The sequence below is a fragment of the Mycobacterium sp. E2479 genome (assembly GCF_001667925.1).
Classification (GTDB): Bacteria; Actinomycetota; Actinomycetes; order Mycobacteriales; family Mycobacteriaceae; genus Mycobacterium.
In genome coordinates, this window is sequence record NZ_LZJR01000002.1 from 50,268 (window position 1) to 70,450 (window position 20,183).

At 67.6% G+C, this 20,183-nt stretch carries 25 protein-coding genes; 10 read left to right on the plus strand and 15 right to left on the minus strand.

The features are described from left to right. Window positions 1-56 precede the first annotated feature (56 nt). Window positions 57-971 (plus strand): SAM-dependent methyltransferase, encoded by a 915-nt coding sequence (locus A5686_RS00325; protein ID WP_067929780.1) that lies wholly within the window; start codon window positions 57-59, stop codon window positions 969-971. Window positions 972-974: 3 nt separating this feature from the next. Here A5686_RS00325 and A5686_RS00330 read toward each other — a convergent pair whose 3' ends face one another. Continuing rightward, the gene (locus tag A5686_RS00330) at window positions 975-1,640 is read right to left on the minus strand and encodes a GNAT family N-acetyltransferase (protein ID WP_067929781.1); all 666 of its coding nucleotides are present in this window, start codon (window positions 1,638-1,640) and stop codon (window positions 975-977) included. 9 nt (window positions 1,641-1,649) lie between these two features. Further along, window positions 1,650-3,020, minus strand: a complete 1,371-nt coding sequence (locus A5686_RS00335) for an FGGY-family carbohydrate kinase (protein WP_067929782.1) — start codon at window positions 3,018-3,020, stop codon at window positions 1,650-1,652. Window positions 3,021-3,050: 30 nt separating this feature from the next. On the opposite strand from A5686_RS00335, the gene A5686_RS00340 reads away from it, so the two are divergent. The 4 genes from A5686_RS00340 (at window position 3,051) to A5686_RS00355 (ending at window position 6,715) form a co-directional block, all read left to right on the plus strand. After that, window positions 3,051-4,031 carry an NAD(P)-dependent oxidoreductase gene (locus A5686_RS00340; protein ID WP_067929783.1) on the plus strand — a complete coding sequence of 327 codons (981 nt, stop codon included), beginning with the start codon at window positions 3,051-3,053 and terminating at the stop codon, window positions 4,029-4,031. Beyond that, entirely contained in the window at window positions 4,028-4,681 is a 654-nt protein-coding gene (locus A5686_RS00345; RefSeq protein ID WP_067929784.1) for an L-fuculose-phosphate aldolase, read from the plus strand. The genes A5686_RS00340 and A5686_RS00345 overlap by 4 nt, the downstream gene beginning before the upstream one ends. Beyond that, a complete protein-coding gene (locus A5686_RS00350; RefSeq protein WP_082947395.1) occupies window positions 4,681-5,598 on the plus strand; it encodes an MBL fold metallo-hydrolase in 918 nt (305 codons plus the stop codon). Before A5686_RS00345 ends, A5686_RS00350 begins: the two co-directional genes overlap by 1 nt. A gap of 82 nt (window positions 5,599-5,680) precedes the next feature. Continuing rightward, entirely contained in the window at window positions 5,681-6,715 is a 1,035-nt protein-coding gene (locus A5686_RS00355) for a dihydrodipicolinate reductase (protein WP_067929786.1), read from the plus strand. On the opposite strand, the gene A5686_RS00360 is transcribed toward A5686_RS00355, so the two are convergent. Together A5686_RS00360 and A5686_RS00365 are read right to left on the minus strand one after the other, a co-directional pair. Further along, window positions 6,712-7,944 (minus strand): zinc-binding dehydrogenase, encoded by a 1,233-nt coding sequence (locus A5686_RS00360; RefSeq protein WP_067929787.1) that lies wholly within the window; start codon window positions 7,942-7,944, stop codon window positions 6,712-6,714. The two genes, A5686_RS00355 and A5686_RS00360, sit on opposite strands and share 4 nt — an antisense overlap. Further along, window positions 7,941-8,717 carry an SDR family oxidoreductase gene (locus A5686_RS00365; protein ID WP_067929788.1) on the minus strand — a complete coding sequence of 259 codons (777 nt, stop codon included), beginning with the start codon at window positions 8,715-8,717 and terminating at the stop codon, window positions 7,941-7,943. Before A5686_RS00365 ends, A5686_RS00360 begins: the two co-directional genes overlap by 4 nt. 97 nt (window positions 8,718-8,814) lie before the next feature. Between A5686_RS00365 and A5686_RS00370 the strand changes: the two genes are divergently transcribed. From A5686_RS00370 to A5686_RS00380, 3 genes are read left to right on the plus strand one after another with little or no spacing between them, the layout of a single operon-like run. Continuing rightward, window positions 8,815-9,765 carry a class I SAM-dependent methyltransferase gene (locus tag A5686_RS00370; protein ID WP_067929789.1) on the plus strand — a complete coding sequence of 317 codons (951 nt, stop codon included), beginning with the start codon at window positions 8,815-8,817 and terminating at the stop codon, window positions 9,763-9,765. Window positions 9,766-9,776: 11 nt separating this feature from the next. Next, window positions 9,777-10,691, plus strand: a complete 915-nt coding sequence (locus A5686_RS00375) for a class I SAM-dependent methyltransferase (RefSeq protein WP_067929790.1) — start codon at window positions 9,777-9,779, stop codon at window positions 10,689-10,691. A 22-nt stretch (window positions 10,692-10,713) separates the two neighbouring features. Continuing rightward, window positions 10,714-11,643, plus strand: coding sequence for a class I SAM-dependent methyltransferase (locus A5686_RS00380; RefSeq protein ID WP_067929791.1), 930 nt, complete (start codon window positions 10,714-10,716; stop codon window positions 11,641-11,643). Here the strand turns inward: A5686_RS00380 and sppA are convergent. Further along, window positions 11,617-13,389 (minus strand): signal peptide peptidase SppA, encoded by a 1,773-nt coding sequence (gene sppA, locus A5686_RS00385; RefSeq protein ID WP_067929792.1) that lies wholly within the window; start codon window positions 13,387-13,389, stop codon window positions 11,617-11,619. The two genes, A5686_RS00380 and sppA, sit on opposite strands and share 27 nt — an antisense overlap. Window positions 13,390-13,428: 39 nt before the next feature. Here sppA and A5686_RS00390 point away from each other — a divergent pair, with 39 nt between their 5' ends. Beyond that, a complete protein-coding gene (locus tag A5686_RS00390; protein WP_067929808.1) occupies window positions 13,429-14,355 on the plus strand; it encodes an LLM class flavin-dependent oxidoreductase in 927 nt (308 codons plus the stop codon). Here the strand turns inward: A5686_RS00390 and rplO are convergent, their stop codons facing one another. From rplO to rplN, 10 genes are all read right to left on the minus strand, one after another. Further along, complete coding sequence (gene rplO / locus A5686_RS00395) at window positions 14,356-14,799, minus strand: 50S ribosomal protein L15 (RefSeq protein WP_067929793.1); 444 nt, start codon at window positions 14,797-14,799, stop codon at window positions 14,356-14,358. Continuing rightward, complete coding sequence (gene rpmD, locus A5686_RS00400; RefSeq protein WP_067929794.1) at window positions 14,796-15,014, minus strand: 50S ribosomal protein L30; 219 nt, start codon at window positions 15,012-15,014, stop codon at window positions 14,796-14,798. Before rpmD ends, rplO begins: the two co-directional genes overlap by 4 nt. Continuing rightward, window positions 15,011-15,694 carry a 30S ribosomal protein S5 gene (rpsE, locus tag A5686_RS00405; protein WP_067346345.1) on the minus strand — a complete coding sequence of 228 codons (684 nt, stop codon included), beginning with the start codon at window positions 15,692-15,694 and terminating at the stop codon, window positions 15,011-15,013. The genes rpmD and rpsE overlap by 4 nt, the downstream gene beginning before the upstream one ends. A gap of 49 nt (window positions 15,695-15,743) precedes the next feature. Then, window positions 15,744-16,112, minus strand: coding sequence for a 50S ribosomal protein L18 (gene rplR / locus A5686_RS00410; protein ID WP_082947397.1), 369 nt, complete (start codon window positions 16,110-16,112; stop codon window positions 15,744-15,746). Window positions 16,113-16,153: 41 nt separating this feature from the next. Continuing rightward, window positions 16,154-16,693: a 50S ribosomal protein L6 gene (rplF, locus tag A5686_RS00415; protein WP_066999330.1), complete on the minus strand. Its 540-nt coding sequence runs from the start codon at window positions 16,691-16,693 to the stop codon at window positions 16,154-16,156. Between the two features lie 23 nt (window positions 16,694-16,716). Beyond that, window positions 16,717-17,115, minus strand: a complete 399-nt coding sequence (gene rpsH / locus A5686_RS00420; protein WP_008260619.1) for a 30S ribosomal protein S8 — start codon at window positions 17,113-17,115, stop codon at window positions 16,717-16,719. 140 nt (window positions 17,116-17,255) lie between these two features. Continuing rightward, the gene (locus tag A5686_RS00425; protein WP_067929796.1) at window positions 17,256-17,441 is read right to left on the minus strand and encodes a type Z 30S ribosomal protein S14; all 186 of its coding nucleotides are present in this window, start codon (window positions 17,439-17,441) and stop codon (window positions 17,256-17,258) included. Window positions 17,442-17,445: 4 nt separating this feature from the next. After that, a complete protein-coding gene (gene rplE, locus A5686_RS00430) occupies window positions 17,446-18,009 on the minus strand; it encodes a 50S ribosomal protein L5 (protein WP_067122532.1) in 564 nt (187 codons plus the stop codon). Next, the gene (gene rplX / locus A5686_RS00435) at window positions 18,009-18,326 is read right to left on the minus strand and encodes a 50S ribosomal protein L24 (RefSeq protein WP_067929797.1); all 318 of its coding nucleotides are present in this window, start codon (window positions 18,324-18,326) and stop codon (window positions 18,009-18,011) included. The genes rplE and rplX overlap by 1 nt, the downstream gene beginning before the upstream one ends. Further along, complete coding sequence (gene rplN, locus A5686_RS00440) at window positions 18,327-18,695, minus strand: 50S ribosomal protein L14 (protein ID WP_003403649.1); 369 nt, start codon at window positions 18,693-18,695, stop codon at window positions 18,327-18,329. A 329-nt stretch (window positions 18,696-19,024) separates the two neighbouring features. On the opposite strand from rplN, the gene A5686_RS00445 reads away from it, so the two are divergent. Further along, window positions 19,025-20,183, plus strand: a 1,159-nt coding sequence (locus tag A5686_RS00445) for an adenylate/guanylate cyclase domain-containing protein (protein WP_067929798.1), incomplete at its 3' end; no start/stop codon positions are given.

The following is a 20,183-nucleotide window of genomic DNA, read 5'->3' on the forward strand; positions in this document are numbered from 1 at the left end:
GCCGGGCGTAAAGTCCGTCGTGACTCGTTGCATTTGCTAAGTAAGTTGGGAGCAGCATGACGCGCACTGACCAGGACAGCTGGGACTTGGCCTCGAGCGTGGGTGCCACGGCCACGATGGTCGCCGCGGCCCGCGCACTGGCCAGCAAGGCCACCAACCCGATCATCAACGACCCGTTCGCCGCGCCCCTGGTGCGCGCCGTCGGCCTGGACTTCTTCCGCCGCCTGGTCGACGGTGAGGTCACCGAACCCGAGGGCCGGGAGGGCCGCGTCAAGGATCTGGGCCTAGAGACCGACTCCATGGCCGTGCGCACCCGCTTCTTCGACGACTTCTTCCTCAATGCCGCCCGCGACGGGGTTCGCCAGGCGGTGATCCTGGCGGCCGGCCTCGACGCCCGCGCCTACCGGCTGAGCTGGCCGCCCGGGAGCGTGGTCTACGAGGTCGATCAGCCCGCCGTCATCGAGTTCAAGAGCACCACCATGTCCAGCCTGGCCGCCGCGCCCACCGCCGAGCGGCGCACGGTCAGCGTCGACCTGCGCGACGACTGGCCGGCCGCGTTGCGCGACAGCGGCTTTGACGTGACGCAACCGACTTCGTGGAGCGCCGAGGGACTGCTGATGTACCTCCCGCCCGACGCCCAGGACCGGCTCTTCGACAACATCACCTCCATCAGCGCTCCCGGCAGCATGCTGGCCACCGAATACCACCCCGCGACACCGGGCACGACGATGTCGCAACGCGCCCAGGCGTTCAACGACCGGTGGGCCAGGGTCGGCTGCGACATCGACCTGTCCGGGCTGTTCTTCGAAGGCGAGCGCAGCGACGTCGTCGACCACCTCACAGGCACGGGCTGGGCGGTCACCGCCCGTCCGCGCCGCGACCTGTTCGGCGATTACGGCCTGGAATTCCACGACGACGAGGCGATGGCGCAGTTACCCAACATCGTCGCCGTCACCGCCGTTCTGCGATAACGCTCAGCGGGGTTCGGCCGCCGGTGCGCGCACGACCATGGGCACCGCGGGAAAACACCACGCCATCTCCGAGCGCGACTTGCGCAGCGCGGCGGTGCCGTAGCCACGCTTGCGGTGCTCGGGGTGAATCCAGATCCGGACGTCGACCTCGCCGCGGACCAGCTCGCCGAACACCATGCCGACCTTCTCGCCGGAGTCGACGGCCACGAACCACGCGGCCTCTTCGTCGTCGACCCGGCGCAGCGCGGCTTTGATCTCGTCGTCCACGTTGCCGGCGGGTCCACCCGAGCCGTCGCCCGCAAAGCCGATGTCCTCGGTGCGCGCAGCGAAGATGTCGCGGTCGGCCACGGCGGAGAAGGGCCGCAGCTCCAGCGTCTCGCCCAGGCTCGCCGGACGCTCGCCCAGGGTGAAGCTGAGCTGTTTGTTCAGGTCTTCGAGTTCGGCGAGGATTTTGCGACGCGAGTCGACGGTGAGCTGATCGAACGACATGCTCATCACCGCTTCGGCGGCGACGTGCGAGGTGTCGAGCAAGCGGACGATGGCCTCCACCGCTGCCGCCTTGTTCTCCGATTCCACGACGACGTCAGCGATTTCGTGCCGTCGTTCAAGGGCTTTCAACAGTGCGTCCGCGATTTCGCGACGGGCGGCTTTGCGGTCTTGGTCGGTCATTGCACCAGCCTAGAACGCCGGCGGTGTCACCGCGCTACCTCCGCGGTCTCCCAGCTGCTGGAAGCGCTGATAGCGTTCCTCGACCGCACTCGCCCAGGCGGGGTCGGGCTCGACGATGCGCTCAATGCGCGCCCATCGGGCGGCATCGGCGATGGTCGTCTCCAGGCCGACCGCCATGCGCGCCAGGAAGGCCGCGCCCAACGCGGCCCCTTCCGCTATTCCGAACACCTCGACAGGCCGCCCGGTGGCGTCGGCGATGGCCTGCAGCCAAGGCCCCACTCGCGTGCCGCCGCCGGTGGCCACGATGCGCGATGCCGGCGCCCCGCCGAGTTCGATGATCCGGCGGACCACGAAGCCGGACGCCTCGTAGGCGGCGCGCCGCAGCGCCGCCGCGTCGTGGGTCAGATCCAGGGCCTCGAGCATCCCCCGACGGTCCCGGTCGTAAAACGGGCTGCGCTCACCGCGCAGATAGGGTGCCCACACCGGAATGCGTCCCGGTTCGACGGCGGTCGGGTCCGCCGCTGCCACAACACGATCCACCCAGTCCAGAAACAGCCCACCTGCGTTGCTGGCCCCGCCGATCTGGCTCTTGCCGGGCGTGGTGTGCGGAATGGTCCACAGGCCGGGCATCTGCCGGGCCTGTGCGATGGTCGTCCACACGATCAGCGTGGTGCCGCACATCACCAGCACGTCTCCGTCGTGGTCGGCGCCGGCGACGATCTGTTCGCACAGCGCGTCAATGGCGCCGGTGGCCAATGCGACGTCGGTGCCGCGCACCTGGCCGACGACGGCTCCCATGCTCGCCACCCGCGGCATCTGCTCGACGACCGCGCCGCGCTCGGCACAGGCTTCGGGATTCCAACCGGTCCCGTCGAACAAGGGGAACGCCGTGGCGGCGGTGGCAATGTCGATCACCGGCTGGCCCGACAGCGCCTGGTTGGCCACCGCCGGCGCGGGCCAATAGCCGGCGGCGCCGGGCGCCTGCTGAGCCGTCCAGCGCAAGAACTCCGCGGCCTCGCCGAGCGCGGGCAGCGGCTGCGCTTGTTGTTCCGGGCCGCCGGGCGTGCGGCCCCGGCCGTCCCCGTAGAGAAGTCCCGGCGTGATGGGCGTTCCGCTGTCGTCGACTGCAGTCATCGACGGCACCATCGCCGCGACGGCCGCCGCGGCGATGCCGGGTTGGTGGACCAGCTCGTCCAGCGCAGCCGACGGGCCACGCCGCCACGCCGCCTCGGCGTCGTGCTCCAACCGGTCGGGTGCCGGTACGCGCAGCTCATGCGGGATGCGCACGCGCTGCGTCACGTTGCCGTCCGCGTCGGCGGCTATTGCCTTGACCGCGGTGCTGCCGACGTCGATGCCGATTGTGACGTCTTTGCGTGACACGGGCGTCACCGTACGCCAGCATTGGCACTCGTGGCGTCTAAACCGCGCGCGTTGGTGACCGCCCCGATGCGGGGGCCGGGCTTCGCCAAACTGCGCGACCTGGCCGACGTGGTGTACGAGCCCTGGATCGAGCAGACCCCGCTGCGCATCTACGGTCCCGAGCAGCTGGCCGAGCGGATCACCGGCGAATCCGCCGAAATCGTGGTGGTGGAAAGCGATTCGGTGCGCGGCCCGGTGTTCGAGAGGGGCGTGCGGGTGATCGCATCCACCCGCGGCGACCCCAACAATGTCGACATCCCGGGCGCGACCGCGGCCGGGATCCCGGTGCTCAATACCCCGGGCCGCAACGCCGATGCCGTCGCCGAGATGACGGTGGCCCTGCTGCTGGCCGCCACCCGCCACGTGCTGACCGCGGACGCGGATGTACGCAGCGGCAACATCTTTCGTGACGGCAGCATCCCGTATCAGCGGTTCCGCGCCGCCGAGATCGCCGGACTGACCGCCGGGCTGGTAGGCCTCGGTGCCGTCGGCCGCGCGACGCAATGGCGGTTGTCCGGACTGGGCCTGCGGGTCATCGCGCACGATCCCTACAACCCCGACGCCCGCCACAGCCTCGACGAGCTGCTGAGCGAGGCCGACGTGGTCTCGCTGCACGCCCCGGTCACCGACGACACCGCCGGCATGATCGGTGCACGGGAGTTCGCCGCCATGCGCGACGGCGTGGTCTTCCTCAACACGGCGCGCGCCCAGCTGCACGACACCGATGCCCTGGTCGACGCCCTGGCGGCGGGCAAGGTGGGCGCCGCGGGGCTCGACCACTTCGCCGGCGAATGGCTGCCGGTCGATCACCCGCTGGTGCGGATGGGAAACGTCGTGCTGACCCCGCATATCGGGGGCGCCACCTTCGACACCGAGGCGCGGCAGGCGCAGATGGTGGCCGACGACCTGGAGGCGCTGCTGGCCGGCAGGGCGCCCGTTCATATCGTCAACCCGGAGGTGCTGGGCCCATGAAGTACGTCGACAATCCGGAAAGCGCCGTGCTGGAAGCCGCCAAGGACATGCTGCGCCGCGGCCTGGTGGAGGGGACGGCAGGAAACATCTCGGCGCGACGCGCCGACGGCAGCGTCGTCATCACCCCGTCCTCGGTGGACTACCGCGACATGCAGCTCGACGATCTGGTGCTCATCGACGCGGACGGCTCGGTGCTGCGTGCGGCCGAGGGTCGATCACCGTCGTCGGAGATGCAGCTCCACCTGGCCTGCTATCGGGCCTTCGACGACATCGGCAGCGTCATTCACAGCCATCCGGTATGGGCGACCATGTTCGCCATCGCCCACGAGTCGATCCCGGCGTGTATCGACGAGTTCGCGGTGTACTGCGGCGGTGACGTCCGGTGCGCCGACTATGCCGCATCGGGCACGCCCGACGTCGGAACCAACGCCGTGCAGGCGCTCGAGGGCCGCGGCGCCGCGCTGATCGCCAACCATGGCCTGGTGGCGGTGGGGCCGCGACCCGACAAGGCCCTGCATATCACCGCCCTCGTCGAACGGACCGCCCAAATCGTCTGGGGCGCACGGGCACTCGGTGGCCCGGTGCCGATTCCCGCAGATGTCAACCGCAACTTCGCATCGGTCTACAGCTATCTGCGCGCCAACACATGATGCGTCCGGTTCGGTTCGGCCGCGCCGGCGTGACGCGGGTACTGGAACTCCAATTCGACTTGGGAACACGCTTTTTCCCGCAGACGCCGACGTCGGGTTGGCGGGACAACGCCGACCTGCTGGTGCCGGACTTCTTCGATCCCTGCACCGATCAGTGGCACATCGCGATCCAAAGCTGGGTCATCGAAGTCGACGGGTTGACCGTCGTCGTGGACACCGGTGTCGGCAACGATCGCCAACGCCCGCACATGCCGCCCCTGGACCACCTGGACACCGGCTTCCTGGCCGCGCTGCGGGCCGCCGGCATCGACCGCACCGACGTGGACGTGGTGGTCAACACCCACGTCCACTCCGACCATGTCGGATGGAACACCATGCTGGACAACAACGTCTGGGTGCCGACCTTTCCCAACGCCCGATACCTGGTGCCGGCCGCCGACTACCGCCACTTCGCACCCGATGGGGCCGCGGCGAGGCAAACGCCACGCAGCGACGAAGAAGCGGCTCAGCAGCGCGGCGACCAGCTCGTGTTCGCCGACAGCGTGTTACCCATCGACGAAGCCGGACAACTCGTCCAATGGTCCGAGGACTATCGGATCAGCCCGTCACTGCGGCTGCGCCCAGCCCCCGGGCACACCCCCGGCTCCGCGGTGCTGTGGCTAGATGCCGGTGTGCCGGCGGTTTTCGTCGGCGATCTCACCCACAGCCCGCTGCAGTTGCGCCGGCCGGCCGACGCCTGCGCTTTCGACGTCGACGCGCCCGGAGCCGCGGTCACCCGCAGGCGAATCTTCGCCGAGGCCGTTCAGGCGAAGGCCGCCATGATCCCGGCGCACTACCCCGGTCGCGGGGGCGCCACGATCCGCGCGACCGAGGACCGGTTCGACATCGACCAGTGGCTCGACATCGAATCAGTTTGAGCCACAATAACTCTCGACGCGCCCCACCCAGCGGCCCGCGATTCCCGCTCGCGGCCGGGCGGTGGGGTCTACGGTGTGAGGCATGGCGTCATACCGCGTAGTCCAGTGGTCAACAGGCAACATCGGCAGTCGAGCGCTCGGCGTCCTGCTGGACCGTGACGGCTTCGACGTGGTGGGGGTTCACGCCTTCGGTTCGGACAAGGTGGGGCGCGATGCGGGTGTGCTGGCCGACCGCGCCGCAGTCGGTGTAGGCGCAACCGCCGACGTCGACGCGTTGATCGGGCTGCGCCCGGACTGTGTGAGCTACATGCCCCGCGTCATCGACTACGAGCTGGTGATCAGGATGCTGCGCTGCGGCATCAACGTCGTCACGACGGGAGATTTCCTGACCGGCACCCACCACCCGGTCGAACTCCCGGCGCTCGAGGAGGCGGCGCACCAGGGATGCGCGACATTCCTCGGCACAGGATTCGAGCCAGGCTTCATCAACGTCGTCGCCGGATTCCTCACCGGCGCCTGCCGAACGGTCGACAGCGTCAAGCTCGTCGAAACATTAGACTGCACAACCTATCCCGTACAGGCCGTGTGGAAGGTGCTCGGATTCGGCAAACCACCCCGGGAGCGGGTGACCCAGCTCGACCCGGAGACGCAACGGTACGGCCTCGGCTACTTCGAGACGCTGGACATGATTGCCGCCATGCTGGGCACCGAGCTCGACTCCAAGGAGGCATTCGTCGAGCCCGCGGTGCTGACAAGGGATTTGAACCTGGGCTGGGTGGACTATGCCGCCGGCACCGCCGGGGGGCAGCGCCGCACCTATCGCGGCTATCGTGGCGGCCGACCGGTGGTCGAGCTGGCCATCTGCTGGACGATGAGCGACGACGCGCTGGACCCGAAATGGACCGACCCCAAGGGATTCAGTGTGGTCATCGAAGGTGAACCACGTGTCGACGCGACCATCCGGTTCGGCTTGCCCGGACAGGACGTGATGACCGTGTTGATGGACAGCACCGCCGTCGCGGCGGTCAACGCCATACCGTTCCTTTGTGAAGCTCCGCCGGGTGTGATCACCCCGATCGACCTGCCGATCACCGGATCCCGAGGGGCACTCGCCTAGCGCTGGTCGATCCCCACCTTCACCGCGCCGCTCTCGCCCTGGTTGGCGATCGCCAAGAAGGCGTCCCGCCACCGGTCTAGCCCGAACGTATGGGTGAGCATGGGGCGCAGGTCCACCCGTCCAGCGGCGGCTAGGTCGAGGTAGTGGGCGATGGCGTGCTTGCGCTGCCCGTCGACCTCTTCGACGCCGAAGGCGTTCGAGCCGACGTACGAGATCTCCTTGAAGTAGAGCGGGCTGTCCTCCCACCGCCCGGGCGCGTGAACACCGGCCTTCACCAACGTTCCTCGCGACCGCAGGACCCGGACGCCGACTTCGAAGGTCTCGGGCTTACCTACGGTGTCGTAGACGACGTCGACCGCGCCGGGGTGAGCCATCGGCAACCCCTGCAAGGGCTGGCGCAGCCGGCCACCGCCCCAGGCGACCAGTTCCTCGATGACGGCCAGGCGCGGTTCGTGCGCAAGGATTTTCGCGGCACCGAACCGGCGGGCCAGCTCGGCCTGCGCGGCGAACCGCGCCACCACCGCGACGGCCACGTCGGGATACAGCGCCCGCATGATCGCGACCGCGCACAATCCCAGCGAGCCGGCCCCGTACACCAGCGCGGCGCCCGAGCGCGGCGGCGGGTGGCGGGTGATGGCATGCAGCGACACCGAGAACGGGTCGGCGAACACGGCAAGCTCGTCAGGAATCGACTCCGGCACGGCGAACAGCATGCTGTCGTGGGCGGGCATCAGCTCGGCGTAGCCGCCCGTCACGTCGGCCGACACCCCGGTGTGGATGCCGGGCTTGATGTCGCCGTCGGTGAAGCTCCAGCACAGGCTGTAGTCGCCGGCTTCGCATGCGGGACAGCGTGGTTGGATGCCGCGCGGCCCGCAGGACAGCCACGGATTGAGCACCACCCGCTCCCCCACCTGCAGCCCACGGGCCTTGGGGCCCAGCGCCACCACGTCGGCGACCACCTCGTGGCCCATGACTTGCGGGAACGAACAGAACGCCGCCATGGCGTTGTCGGTGTCGCCCCCGCCGAAATCCATCAGGATCTGCTTGGAATCCGACCCGCAGATGCCGGTCAGTCGCGGCCGGGTGATCACCCAGTCCTCATGGGGCAGTTCCGGATCCGGCAGATCGCGCAGGGCGGTCGGGGTGTGCGCCAGGTTCTGGGTCAATCGGTTGGCGTCGTCGCGAACCTCGAACGGCTCCGGCGGCACGCCGTACACGAGTGCCTTCATCGGAACGCCATCCCCGCCGCCCCGGCGATGAACGCGTCCAGGTCGGCGTTCTTGGCGTCGATCACGGCCTTCATGTCGGGCAGGTAGTGCTCGAAGCGCTCACTGCCCAGGGCCGCGATGATGCCGTCGGCCACCACGTGCGGGGCCACCTTCGGTCCCTGATAGAGCGGTTCCTCGCTGCCCGGGTGGTCCCAGATCTCGGTGTCGACCGGTCCCGGCTCGATCAGTTTCACCGAGATCGGCGTGTCGTGCAGATCCACGGCTATCGCCTCGCTCCAGCCGCACAATGCGAATTTGCTCGCACAGTAGGCGGATTCGTGGACTATGCCCAGCCGGCCGCCGACGCTGGACACGTTGACGATCATGCCCGAACCGCGGCCCAGCATCCGCGGCAACAGCGCCAGCGTCAGGCGCATGGGCGCGAAGAAGTTGACCGTCATGACCTCTTCGGCCTCGCCCGGGTCGAGTGCGATGACGCTGCGCCGCTTGGGCATCGCGGCGTTGTTGATCAGTATGTCGATGCCGCCGAGCCCATCCCAGGCCCGCAGCGCCAAATCACCCAGCGCCGATGTGTCGGCCAGGTCGGCCACGAACATTTCCGATCCGGGTGAGGTGCGCCGGCACTCGGCCAGCACCTCGCCCAGCCGATCCCGCCGACGCGCTAACAGCCCCACTACCGCGCCCCGGGCGGCCAGCGCTCGCGCCAGGGCCGCACCCAATCCCGACGAGGCACCCGTGATGAGCACCCGTTTACCAGCCGCCGCGTACGCCATCAGTAAAGGTTGCCGCGAATTCTGGGAAGCGTACAGTGGGTGAAGCTTGTTATATTGGCTAAATATTAGATTGGCTACTTCCGATAGGGGCACAAACATGACTTCCACCAGGTACGAAGGCGACACCTGGGACCTGGCGTCCAGCGTCGGCGTGACCGCGACGATGGTCGCGGCGGCCCGCGCCATGGCCACCCGCGCCGACTACCCATTGATCAACGACCCGTTCGCCGAGCCGCTGGTCAAGCTGGTCGGCGTGGACCTGCTTTCCCGGTTGGGCGGCGGCGAGCTGGATCCCGCCGAGTTGAATGACGCGCACGACGGTGCCGCGGGGTCCGCCGGGGCGATGTCCCGGATGGCAGACAACATGGCGGTCCGCACCAAGTTCTTCGACGAGTTCTTCCTGGACGCGACCAACGCGGGCGTCAAGCAGGCGGTGATCCTGGCCTCCGGGCTGGACGCCCGCCCCTATCGGTTGGCGTGGCCGGCCGGAACGGTGGTCTACGAGGTGGACCAGCCACAGGTCATCGAATTCAAGACTCGCGCACTGGCCGACCTTGGGGTCGCCCCCACCGCCGAGCGGCGAGTGGTGGCCGTCGATCTGCGCGACGACTGGCCGACCGCGCTACGCAACGCCGGCTTCGACCCGTGCCAGCCCACCGCGTGGAGCGCCGAGGGCCTGCTGGGCTACCTGCCGCCAGAGGCGCAGGATCGCCTGCTGGACACCATCACCGAGCTGAGCGCGCCGGGCAGCCGCCTGGCCACCGAAAGCGCACCCAACCCCGAGCCCGGCGACGAGGAGAAGATGAAGGAGCGCATGCAGACGATCTCCGAGCGCTGGCGTGCGCACGGTTTCGAGCTGGACATGGCGGGGCTGGTCTACTTCGGCGACCGCAACGAGGCGGCCCCGTACCTGGCCGATCGCGGTTGGCGGCTTAACAGCGCCAGCATCCGAGAATTGTTCGTGGCCAACGGGCTTGACCCGCTCACCGACGACGACATGCGCATGGGTGAGATGCTGTACACCAGCGGCACGCTCGGCGAGAAATAGGAGCCGGGAGGATGACCACCACTACTGGACGCACCGACGGCGACAGCTGGGGTCCGGCGCACAGCGTGGGAGCGACGGCCACCATGGTCGCCGCCTCGCGCGCCGTGGCGTCGCAGGGATCCGCGCCTCTGCTTGACGATCCGCTGGCCGAGCCGCTGGTGCGTGCCGTCGGGCTGGACCCCTTCATCCGCATCATCGACGGCGAAATCGACTTCGAGGACGACCCGCTGTTCAACCGCAAGGCGCGCGCGGAGCAGATCACGGTGCGCACCAGGTTTTTCGACGACTTCTTCACCGGCGCAACCAAAGGCGGTGTGCGGCAGGCGGTGATCCTGGCTTCCGGACTGGACACCAGGGCCTACCGGCTCTCGTGGCCGGCGGGCACTCTCGTCTACGAGATCGACCAGCCAGACGTCATCGCCTTCAAGACCGACACGCTGGCCGGCCTCGGTGCCGCTCCGACCGCCGAGCGCCGTACCATCAGCATCGACCTGCGCGACGACTGGCCGGCCGCCCTGCGCGAGGCCGGATTTGACGTCACCCAGCCGACCGCGGTCAGCGCCGAGGGGCTGCTGCCCTACCTGCCTCCCGACGCCCAGGACCGCCTGTTCGACAACATCACGGCGCTCAGTGCGCCGGGCAGCCGGCTGGCGACCGAACACGTGCCCGACCCGCACGCGTTCTCCGACGAGCGCCTGGAGCGCATCTCCCAGCGCTGGCAGCGGTTAGGCTTGAATATGAGCGCCGCCGACCTGTTCTACCGGGGCGAGCGCAGCGTCGTCGTCGACTACCTCACCGAGAAGGGCTGGCAGGTAACGGCGACGCGCGCCCGGGAATTGTACGCCCACAATGGTTTCGAGTTCCCCGAGGACGAGATGACGGCCACCTTCGGTGAGCTGAGCTACGTCACCGCCACCCTCAAGTAATGCTGGGGTTAGGGTTCTGACTATGTCACGCACTCACGATGATGAGTGGGACCTGGCGTCGAGTGTCGGCGCGACCGCAACCATGGTCGCGACCGGGCGTGCGATGGCGACCAAGGATCCCCGCGGTTTGATCAACGATCCGTTCGCCGAGCCGCTGGTGCGCGCGGTCGGGGTGGATTTCTTCACCAAGATGATGGACGGCGAACTCGATGTGGATGGGATCGAGAATGCCTCGCCGGTGCGTATCCAGTCGATGGTCGACGGAATGGCCGTGCGCACCAAATACTTTGACGATTACTTCGCCGAGGCCACCGAGGGCGGGGTGCGCCAGGTGGTAATCCTGGCGGCCGGCCTGGACGCGCGCGCCTACCGGCTGCCGTGGCCGGCCGGCACGATGGTCTACGAGATCGACCAGCCGCGGGTGATCGAGTTCAAGAGCACCACCCTGGCCGACGTGGGTGCCGAGCCGACCGCATCGCGGCGCACCATCCCCATCGATCTGCGAGCGGATTGGCCCGCCGCGTTGACGGCGGCGGGATTCGACACGGCGGCCCCGACGGCCTGGCTGGCGGAGGGACTGCTGATCTATCTGCCGCCGGAGGCCCAGGATCGGTTGTTCGACAACATCACCGCACTCAGTGCGCCCGCCAGCACCATCGCCACCGAATTCGTGCCCGGGATCGTGGATTTCGACGCGGAACGGGTGCGCGAGATGTCCGGCTCATTCCGGGAGCACGGCGTCGACATCGACATGGCGTCGCTGGTTTACGCCGGCGAACGCAATCACGTCGTCCACTACCTGTCCAGCATCGGATGGCGGGCCGAAGGGGTGACCCGTACGGAACTCTTCGAGCGCAACGGCATCGAAGTACCCGCACCGGAGAACGACGACCCCCTCGGTGAGATCGTCTTCATCAGCGCCACGTTAGAGTCGCCGGGGTCCCACCCATAACGCGCTAGCCCCACCGTAGGACCGTTCGGCGTTGTCCACGATGCCGGCAATAGTTCGGCCCAGCAGCGCGCCGAGCGCATCGGGCAGCGACGCCGCGGCCGGTTGCGAGGAGGCCCGCGGCCGCAGCAGGTCCAACAGCGAGGCGCCCGGGTAGGTCACGATGCGCGCGTCGGTGTCCTCGTCCAGCCCGGCAAGGATTTTCGCCCGCCGCAGCGCGGTTCGGAAGCCGCCCAGTTCGTCGACCAGGCCCCGCTCGCGTGCGTCGGCGCCGGTCCACACCCGGCCCCGGGCGACGCGTTCGACGGCGTCGGTGGTCATATTGCGGCCGTCGGCGACCCGCTCCAGAAAGTCCCCGTACACCTGGTCGGCTTCGGCCTCGCGGTGGGCGCGCTGTTCCGGGGTGAACGGCGACTCGATCGACCACGCATCGGCATTGGCGTTGGTACGCACGGTTTCCAGCCCGACGCCCAGCCGTTCCAGCAGATCGCGAATCACCAGCTTGCCGGTGAACACGCCGATCGAACCGGTGATGGTTGCGGGATTGGCCACGATCGCGTCGGCGGCCACCGCGATGTAGTACCCGCCGGATGCGGCGACCGCACCCATCGACGCGACCACCGGCTTGCCGCGTTTGCGAGCCCTTTTCACTTCGCGCCACAGGGTTTCCGATGCGGTGACCGAGCCTCCGGGGCTGTTGACTCGAAGCACGATCGCGGACACCGATTCGTCGGCGGCGGCTTCCCGCACTGCCGAGGCGATGGTATCGCCACCGACGGTGGAGGCGCCGAACGGCAGGAACTGGGGTCCGCCACGGCCGTCGACGATCTCGCCGTCCACGTTGATGACCGCCACCGTGGGCTTGGCGCGGCGGCGGGGAACCGGGGGCACCGGCGGGGCCAGCCGCGACCGGGCCGCGCCCGCGTAGCGCGACACGTACAGCCGCGGTGGTCTTGTATCGGAAACATCCTCCGCTCCAACCATTTCCGCGATACGTTCGTAGGCTTCGTCCCGGAAGCCGATCCGGTCGACCAGACCCGAGGACACGGCGTCCTCGCGCAACAGTGGGGCACGATCGGCGAGCGCGTCGAGCCCGGCGGCGTCGAGCTTGCGTGATTCCGCCACGGCTTGCCACACCTGCTCTTGCAGGCTCTGCAACATCCGGGTGACGGCCTCGCGATGGGCCTCGGTGAAGCCGTGCTCGGTGTATCGGTTCACCGCAGACTTGTATTCACCCCGCGCGACGAATTGGGGTTCGATGCCGGCCTTGTCGAACGCATCGCGCAAAAACGTGGCATTGCTGGCGAAACCGATCAGTCCCACGCTTCCGGCCGGCTGCATCCAGACCTCACCGAAGGCCGAAGCCAGGTAGTACGACAACGTGCCCGGGTAGGTCTCGGCCCAGGCCAGCGACGGCTTCGCGGCGGTGAAAGCCACGACCGCCGCACGCAGCTCCTGCACCGCCGCCGCCGGCGACGGCGTGAGTTGCACACGGGCGATCAGCCCGGCCACCCGCGGATCCTCGGCCGCCCGGTAGATGGCGGCCACGATGTCGCGCAGCGCTGTCGGTCGGCTCCCGCCGCTGATGATGGTCAGCGGGTCAAAGCCCGACGTCTCCGGTGGCATGGCGCGCAAATCCAATTCGAGCACGCAGCCGTTGGGCACGCCGTGATGGCGTGCGGTATCGACCCGTCCGGCCAGGGCCCGAACCTCGTCGACGCCGGGGATCGAAGGAAGGAAAACGAACATGTCTGCAGACTACCGATGCACGGGCCGTACGGTGGTCGGGTGAGCTTTGCCATCGCGATCCCGCAGTTCGACTACGACGGCTTCGACGCCGCGGGCCTACGCGCTTTTCTCGCGCGCGCCGAAGAACTCGGATTCGAGGGCGGCTGGCTGCTCGAGCAGATCATCGGGCCCGCGCCGCTGCTCGCGCCGCTGGAGCTGCTGGCGTACTGCGCGGCCTGCACCGAACGGTTGCGCCTGGGCGTCGCGGTCCTGGTGACGTCGTTGCACGACCCGCTGCAATTGGCCTCGGCCGCCACCGCTGTCGATCGACTGAGCCACGGCAGGCTCGACATCGGTGTCGCTCCCGGCGGCGGCAGGCGGAAATTCGCCGCCTTCGGCGTGGACAAGGACACCTTCATCTCGTACTTCACCGAGGGCCTGGAGCTGATGAAGGCGGCGTGGTCCGACGAGCCGAGGGTGACGTTTCACGGTCGATTCCGCGACGTCGACGACCTCCCGATCCAGCCCAAGCCGGTTCAGCGGCCGCACCCGCCGATCTGGTTCGGGGGCCAGGCGCCCAAGGCGCTGGCCCGCGCGGTGCGGCACGGCGACTCATTTTTGGGCGCGGGCTCCTCGACCACCGAGGCGTTCGCCAAGGCGGTGGCCGTCCTGCGCCGCGAGCTCGACGAGCAACGGAAGGACCCCGCGAACTTCACCATCGGCAAGCGGGTCTACCTGATGGTCGACGACGACGCCGCCAGGGCCCGGGAACGCGTGCTCGACGGGCTGGACCGCATCTATGGACGGATGCCCGGCGTGCAGGATGTACCGGTGTCCGGCACACCCGATGACGTGGTGCGCGGGTTGCGTGAGGTCATCGATGCCGGGGCGCAGATGGTGCTACTGAATCCCGTCGGCACCGATGTCGGCGAGAACCATGAGCAGATGGAACGCCTTGCCGCGGAAGTGATTCCGCAGCTGACCTAGCTAGGACAGCTCCGTCGCCGAACCGCCTGCGGCGGTGATCTTCTCGCGTGCACTGGCGCTGAACTTGTGCACGGTGACCTCGACCTTGACCGTCAGCTTGCCGTCACCGAGGACCTTGACCAGCGAGTTGCGGCGAACCGCGCCTTTGGCCACCAACTCGTCCACGCCGATCGAACCCCCTTGCGGGAAAAGCCGATTGAGGTCGCCGACGTTGACAATCTCGTACTCGGTGCGGAACCGGTTACGGAAGCCCTTCAGCTTCGGGAGCCGCATGTGGATCGGCATCTGGCCACCCTCGAAGGTCACCGGCACGTTCTTGCGTGCCTTGGTGCCCTTGGTGCCGCGACCGGCGGTCTTGCCCTTGGAGCCCTCACCGCGACCGACGCGGGTACGCGCGGTCTTCGAACCGCGCGCGGGCTTGAGATCGTGGAGCTTGATCGTCATTTCGTGCTACCTCCGGTGCCCTTGGCCGTCGCCTCGGCCGGCTCCACCTCGACGAGGTGGCTGACGACCGCGATCAGGCCGCGGGTCTGCGCGTTGTCCTCGCGGATCACCGAGTGGCGAATCCGCCGCAGGCCCAGGGTGCGCAGGGACTCACGCTGCTTCCAGCGGGCCCCGATGGTGCTGCGCACCTGGGTGATCTTCAGTTGACTGCTCATGGTTGCGCCCCCGAAGTCTGGGCCTCTCGTGCCGCCGCACTGGCCATCGCGTCACTTTCGCGGCGCGCCTTGAGCATTCCGGCCGGCGCGACGTCCTCGATGGGCAGACCGCGACGAGCGGCCACTTCCTCGGGGCGCTGCAGCAGCTTGAGGGCGGCGACGGTCGCGTGCACCACATTGATGGCGTTGTCACTGCCCAGCGACTTCGCCAGGATGTCGTGCACGCCGGCACATTCCAGCACCGCACGCGCGGCGCCACCGGCGATCACGCCGGTACCGGGGCTGGCCGGGCGCAGCAGCACCACGCCGGCGGCCGCCTCACCCTGCACCGGGTGGGTGATGGTTCCGCGGATCAGCGGCACCCGGAAGAAGCCCTTGCGGGCCTCCTCGACGCCCTTGGCGATGGCCGCGGGAACTTCTTTGGCCTTGCCGTAGCCGACACCGACCATGCCGTGACCGTCGCCGACGATCACCAATGCGGTGAAGCTGAATCGCCGACCACCCTTGACCACCTTGGAGACACGGTTGATCGCGACAACCCGCTCCAGGTAGTTGCTCTTGTCGCCGTCGCGGTCGCGGCCGCCACGACCGCCGTCGCCACGGCGACCGCGGCTGTCGCGGTCACCGCGCGAGTCACGGCTGTCGCCGGCGCCTTGTCCGCCGGTCGGCTGCTCCGCCATTATGCGGTCCTTCCAGTCGTGTTCAAGCTCTTCGTCATTCCGCTGTTCATCAGAATTGCAATCCGTTCTCGCGTGCGGCATCGGCCAGCGCCGCGATCCGTCCGCCGTAGGTGTATCCGCCACGGTCGAAGACCACGCTGTCGATGCCGGCGGCCTTGGCGCGCTCGGCGATCAGCTGGCCCACCCGCACGCTGCGGGCTTTCTTGTCTCCCTGCAGGCTTCGCACATCGTCCTCGATCGACGACGCGGCCGCGACCGTGGTCCCGTTCTCGTCGTTGACCAGTTGCACGTGAATGTGTCGCGCTGACCGATTGATCACCAGCCGCGGACGCTGCGGGGTACCGGCGATCTTTTTGCGCAGCCGCGCGTGCCGACGCAGCCGAGAGATGCGCCGGGTCGCAGAAACGCTCTGCCCCAGCGGCTTTCGCGCGGTGGTGCCAGCTTGTGTTTGCGCCATGATTACTTACCTGTCTTTCCGACCTTGCGGCGGATCTGTTCACCCTCGTAACGCACACCCTTGCCCTTGTACGGGTCGGGGCGGCGCAGACGGCGGATGTTCGCCGAGATCTGGCCGACCTTCTGCTTGTCGATCCCGGTGATGGAAAACTTCGTCGGCGACTGGACGGCGAACGTGATGCCGTCCGGAGCCTCGATCACCACAGGGTGGCTGTAGCCCAGCGCGAACTCGAGGTTGGAGCCCTTGAGCTGCACGCGGTAACCGACGCCGAAGATCTCCATCTTGGTGGTGTACCCCTGCGTCACGCCGGTGACCAGGTTGGACACCAGGGTGCGCGACAGTCCGTGCAGCGAGCGGTTGCGCCGCTCGTCGTTCGGACGGGTGACCACGATCGCGCCATCGTCGTTGCGCGACACGGTGATCGGCTCGGCCACTGTCAGATCGAGGACGCCCTTGGGCCCCTTCACCGACACCTTCTGACCATCGATCGTCACGTCGACTCCGGATGGAACCGGAACCGGCTGCTTACCAATGCGAGACATAGTGTTTCGTTACCTCCCCGCCCTTACCAGACGTACGCGAGGACTTCGCCGCCCACGCCCTGTCGGGCTGCCTGGCGGTCGGTCAACAGGCCCGAGGAGGTGGAGATGATCGCCACTCCCAGGCCGCCGAGCACGCGCGGCAGATTGGTGGATTTCGCGTACACCCGCAAACCGGGCTTGGACACGCGGCGCAGGCCGGCGATGCTGCGCTCCCGGCTCGGCCCGTACTTGAGCTGGACGATCAGCGACTTGCCGACCCGGGCATCCTCGGTCCGGTAGTCGCTGATGTAGCCCTCGCTCTTGAGGATCTGGGCGATGTTTGCCTTCAGCTTCGAGTGCGGCAACGTCACCTCGTCGTGATACGCCGAATTGGCGTTGCGCAGCCGGGTCAAGAAGTCTGCGATCGGGTCCGTCATCGTCATCGAGCGCCCCTCCTCTTCATCGCTGCGCTCTGCATCGTCGTTGTCGCAGTCATGACAGTGTCTGTCACCTTCCTCGCGGTGGTTCCCGGTCCGGGCCTGCCGCGCACCTTTTCTCCGGTTGGTCTTGGGGGTTCGGGCTGTTACCAGCTGCTCTTCTGCACACCGGGCAGTTCGCCCGCGTGCGCCATCTCGCGCAGGCAGATCCGGCACAGGCCGAACTTGCGGTAAACCGCGCGCGGGCGGCCGCACTTGTTGCAACGCGTGTAGCCGCGCACCGCGAACTTCGGCTTGCGTGCGGCCTTGTTGACCAGTGCCTTCTTAGCCATGTACTCAGTTCTCCTTGAAGGGAAAGCCGAGAGCCCGCAACAGCGCTCGTCCTTCGTCGTCGTTCGTCGCCGAGGTGACGACGTTGATGTCCATGCCGCGGACCCGGTCGATCTTGTCCACGTCGATCTCGTGGAACACCGACTGCTCGGCCAGCCCGAAGGTGTAGTTACCGACACCGTCGAACTGTTTGGGCGAAAGCCCGCGGAAGTCGCGGATACGGGGCAGCGCGATCGAGGTGAGCCGGTCCAGGAATTCCCACATCCGGTCACCGCGCAGGGTGACCCGCGCACCGATCGGCATGCCCTCACGCAGTTTGAACTGCGCGATGGACTTGCGCGCGCGACGGATCTCGGGGCGTTGCCCGGTGATCAGACTCAGGTCGCTGACCGCGCCGTTGATTAACTTCGCGTCCCGCGCCGCATCGCCGACACCCATGTTGACGACGACTTTGGTCACCGTCGGGATCTGCATGACGTTGGCGTAGCCGAACTGCTGCTGCAGCGAATCACGAATCTCGCTGCGGTAGCGCTCTTTCAGGCGCGGCTGAACTTTTTCTGCAGTACTCATCAGATGTCCTTGCCATTGCGCTTGGAGATACGGACCCGCTTGCCGGTCTCGTCGTCGACCCGGTAACCGACGCGAGCGGGCTTACCGTCCGAGTCGACGACCATCACGTTGGAGACGTGGATTGGGGCTTCCTGGGTGACGATGCCGCCCGACCGCGCTCCGCGCTGGTTGGTCGAAATCGCGGTGTGCTTCTTGATCCGGTTGACGCCCTCGACCAGCACGCGGTCACGCTCCGGGTAAGCCTGCAGGACCTTGCCTTTGGCGCCCTTGTCCTTGCCGGCGATGACCAGCACGGTGTCGCCTTTACGGACCTTCATTTACAACACCTCCGGGGCAAGCGAGATGATCTTCATGAACCGCTTCTCGCGCAGTTCGCGGCCCACCGGCCCGAAGATGCGCGTCCCGCGCGGGTCGTTGTCGGGCTTGATGATCACCGCGGCGTTCTCGTCGAACTTGATGTAGCTGCCGTCGGGACGGCGGCGCTCTTTGACCGTGCGCACCACGACGGCCTTGACGACATCCCCACGCTTGACGTTGCCGCCGGGAATGGCGTCCTTGACGGTGGCGACGATGACATCACCGATGCCGGCGTAGCGTCGCGACGAACCGCCGAGCACACGGATGCACAAGATCTCCTTGGCGCCGGTGTTGTCGGCGACCTTCAGTCGCGATTCCTGCTGAATCACTCGATCTCCTGACCTGGTTGCGTGTGCACGGCAGGAGAACCCACCGGGGTGAGCATTCGGCGGGCATGGCCCACCAAAAAACCTGACGTGCGCGGTCTTCGTCACCGAAGGGCACGCGGGGCCGATTCGCACCGGCCGAGGTCTGCCCAAGGCAACCCCTAGAGTCTAGGGGACGACCAGCTCAGAGCCAAATTCTGCGCGAAGCCGGATGAGATGGGGAGCATCGTGCTCCGCTGAAGGCGTCGAATCGCCCAGGATCACAATCATGGCATCCTCTTGAACAGCGAAAACGCCTGGTGACGCCCTCCTTCGGGAACTAGACTTCCGCAATGTTCTCGGAGACGCGCTATGCGATGAACGGGGACTTGCGCGTCGCCTACCGGGCGTCGGCTGAGGGCGAGCGCGACATCGTGTTCGTCCCGAACTGGTTCACATGCTGCGAGACCTTTCCGGAGCTGCCGTCGATCCAGGGTTGGATCGACGCGATGACATCGCTCGGTCGGCTGATCTTCTTCGACCAGCCGGATACGGGAGCCTCCGATCCCGTCAGGTCGGGCGCGCAGCCGACCTTGGAGCAATGGGCCGACAGCATCACGGCGGTGCTTGACGATCTCGGAAGTCGCGAAGCGGTGCTCCTGGCAAGCGACGGCGGGTCCGCGACAGGGGCGCTGTTCGCAGCAACACATCCGTCTCGCACAAGCGCACTGGTCATGCTTGAGGGCTACGCGGATCCGGTGGCTGAGCGCGATACAGAGACCCAGAGAGTCCTGGCAGGCATGGTCGCCACGTGGGGAACGGGCGCGTCCGTACATGCAGTCAATCCGGACATGCCATGGAACGAGGAGATTCGGGCGACATGGGCGCGACACGAACGCCTGGCGGCGAGCCCAGGGACCGTTGCTCTCCGCCAACGGCTCGTGACCGAAGTAGACGTGCGGGCCGTGCTTCCCACGATCCGTGTTTCAACGCTCGTCCTCCATCACACTGACGACCCGATCATCCCGGCTGCTAGGGGCAAATACGTCGTCGATCACATGCCGGGCGCGAAATACGTTGAGCTGCCGGGACATAACCTGTACCACTTCGTGGAACCGTGGCGCGAGTCGTTTCAGGTGATCGCCGAGTTCATCACAGGCCAGCAGCCCGACGTGCCGGACGACCGGGTTCTCGCCACCGTGTTGTTCACCGACATCGTGGACTCGACTCGCCGGGCTGCGGAGATGGGCGACCGCGACTGGCGCGCGCTGCTTGATGCGCACGACGCGATTGTGCGGTCGCAGCTTGCCCGCTTCCGTGGCCGTGAGGTGAACAGCACGGGTGATGGTTTTCTGGCGATGTTCGACGGTCCGCAGCGAGCGATCCGTTGCGCCATGGCAATTCGCGATGCCATGCAGGCCCTCGGCATCCAGGTGCGCGCCGATGTGGACACCGATCCCGCCGATGTCATCGCCGCGGACCTCGCATTCGCCGGTGTGCAGACCGTCGTGC

Bases quoted from the DNA above. Each gene is read 5' to 3' on its own strand.
- A5686_RS00325 (WP_067929780.1), top strand. From the start codon at position 57: ATGACGCGCACTGACCAGGACAGCTGGGACTTGGCCTCGAGCGTGGGT.
- A5686_RS00330 (WP_067929781.1), bottom strand. From the start codon at position 1,640: ATGACCGACCAAGACCGCAAAGCCGCCCGTCGCGAAATCGCGGACGCA.
- A5686_RS00345 (WP_067929784.1), top strand. From the start codon at position 4,028: ATGAAGTACGTCGACAATCCGGAAAGCGCCGTGCTGGAAGCCGCCAAG.
- A5686_RS00350 (WP_082947395.1), top strand. From the start codon at position 4,681: ATGCGTCCGGTTCGGTTCGGCCGCGCCGGCGTGACGCGGGTACTGGAA.
- A5686_RS00355 (WP_067929786.1), top strand. From the start codon at position 5,681: ATGGCGTCATACCGCGTAGTCCAGTGGTCAACAGGCAACATCGGCAGT.
- A5686_RS00360 (WP_067929787.1), bottom strand. From the start codon at position 7,944: ATGAAGGCACTCGTGTACGGCGTGCCGCCGGAGCCGTTCGAGGTTCGC.
- A5686_RS00365 (WP_067929788.1), bottom strand. From the start codon at position 8,717: ATGGCGTACGCGGCGGCTGGTAAACGGGTGCTCATCACGGGTGCCTCG.
- A5686_RS00370 (WP_067929789.1), top strand. From the start codon at position 8,815: ATGACTTCCACCAGGTACGAAGGCGACACCTGGGACCTGGCGTCCAGC.
- A5686_RS00375 (WP_067929790.1), top strand. From the start codon at position 9,777: ATGACCACCACTACTGGACGCACCGACGGCGACAGCTGGGGTCCGGCG.
- A5686_RS00380 (WP_067929791.1), top strand. From the start codon at position 10,714: ATGTCACGCACTCACGATGATGAGTGGGACCTGGCGTCGAGTGTCGGC.
- sppA (WP_067929792.1), bottom strand. From the start codon at position 13,389: ATGTTCGTTTTCCTTCCTTCGATCCCCGGCGTCGACGAGGTTCGGGCC.
- rplO (WP_067929793.1), bottom strand. From the start codon at position 14,799: ATGACGATCAAGCTCCACGATCTCAAGCCCGCGCGCGGTTCGAAGACC.
- rpmD (WP_067929794.1), bottom strand. From the start codon at position 15,014: ATGAGCAGTCAACTGAAGATCACCCAGGTGCGCAGCACCATCGGGGCC.
- rpsE (WP_067346345.1), bottom strand. From the start codon at position 15,694: ATGGCGGAGCAGCCGACCGGCGGACAAGGCGCCGGCGACAGCCGTGAC.
- rplF (WP_066999330.1), bottom strand. From the start codon at position 16,693: ATGTCTCGCATTGGTAAGCAGCCGGTTCCGGTTCCATCCGGAGTCGAC.
- rpsH (WP_008260619.1), bottom strand. From the start codon at position 17,115: ATGACGATGACGGACCCGATCGCAGACTTCTTGACCCGGCTGCGCAAC.
- A5686_RS00425 (WP_067929796.1), bottom strand. From the start codon at position 17,441: ATGGCTAAGAAGGCACTGGTCAACAAGGCCGCACGCAAGCCGAAGTTC.
- rplE (WP_067122532.1), bottom strand. From the start codon at position 18,009: ATGAGTACTGCAGAAAAAGTTCAGCCGCGCCTGAAAGAGCGCTACCGC.
- rplX (WP_067929797.1), bottom strand. From the start codon at position 18,326: ATGAAGGTCCGTAAAGGCGACACCGTGCTGGTCATCGCCGGCAAGGAC.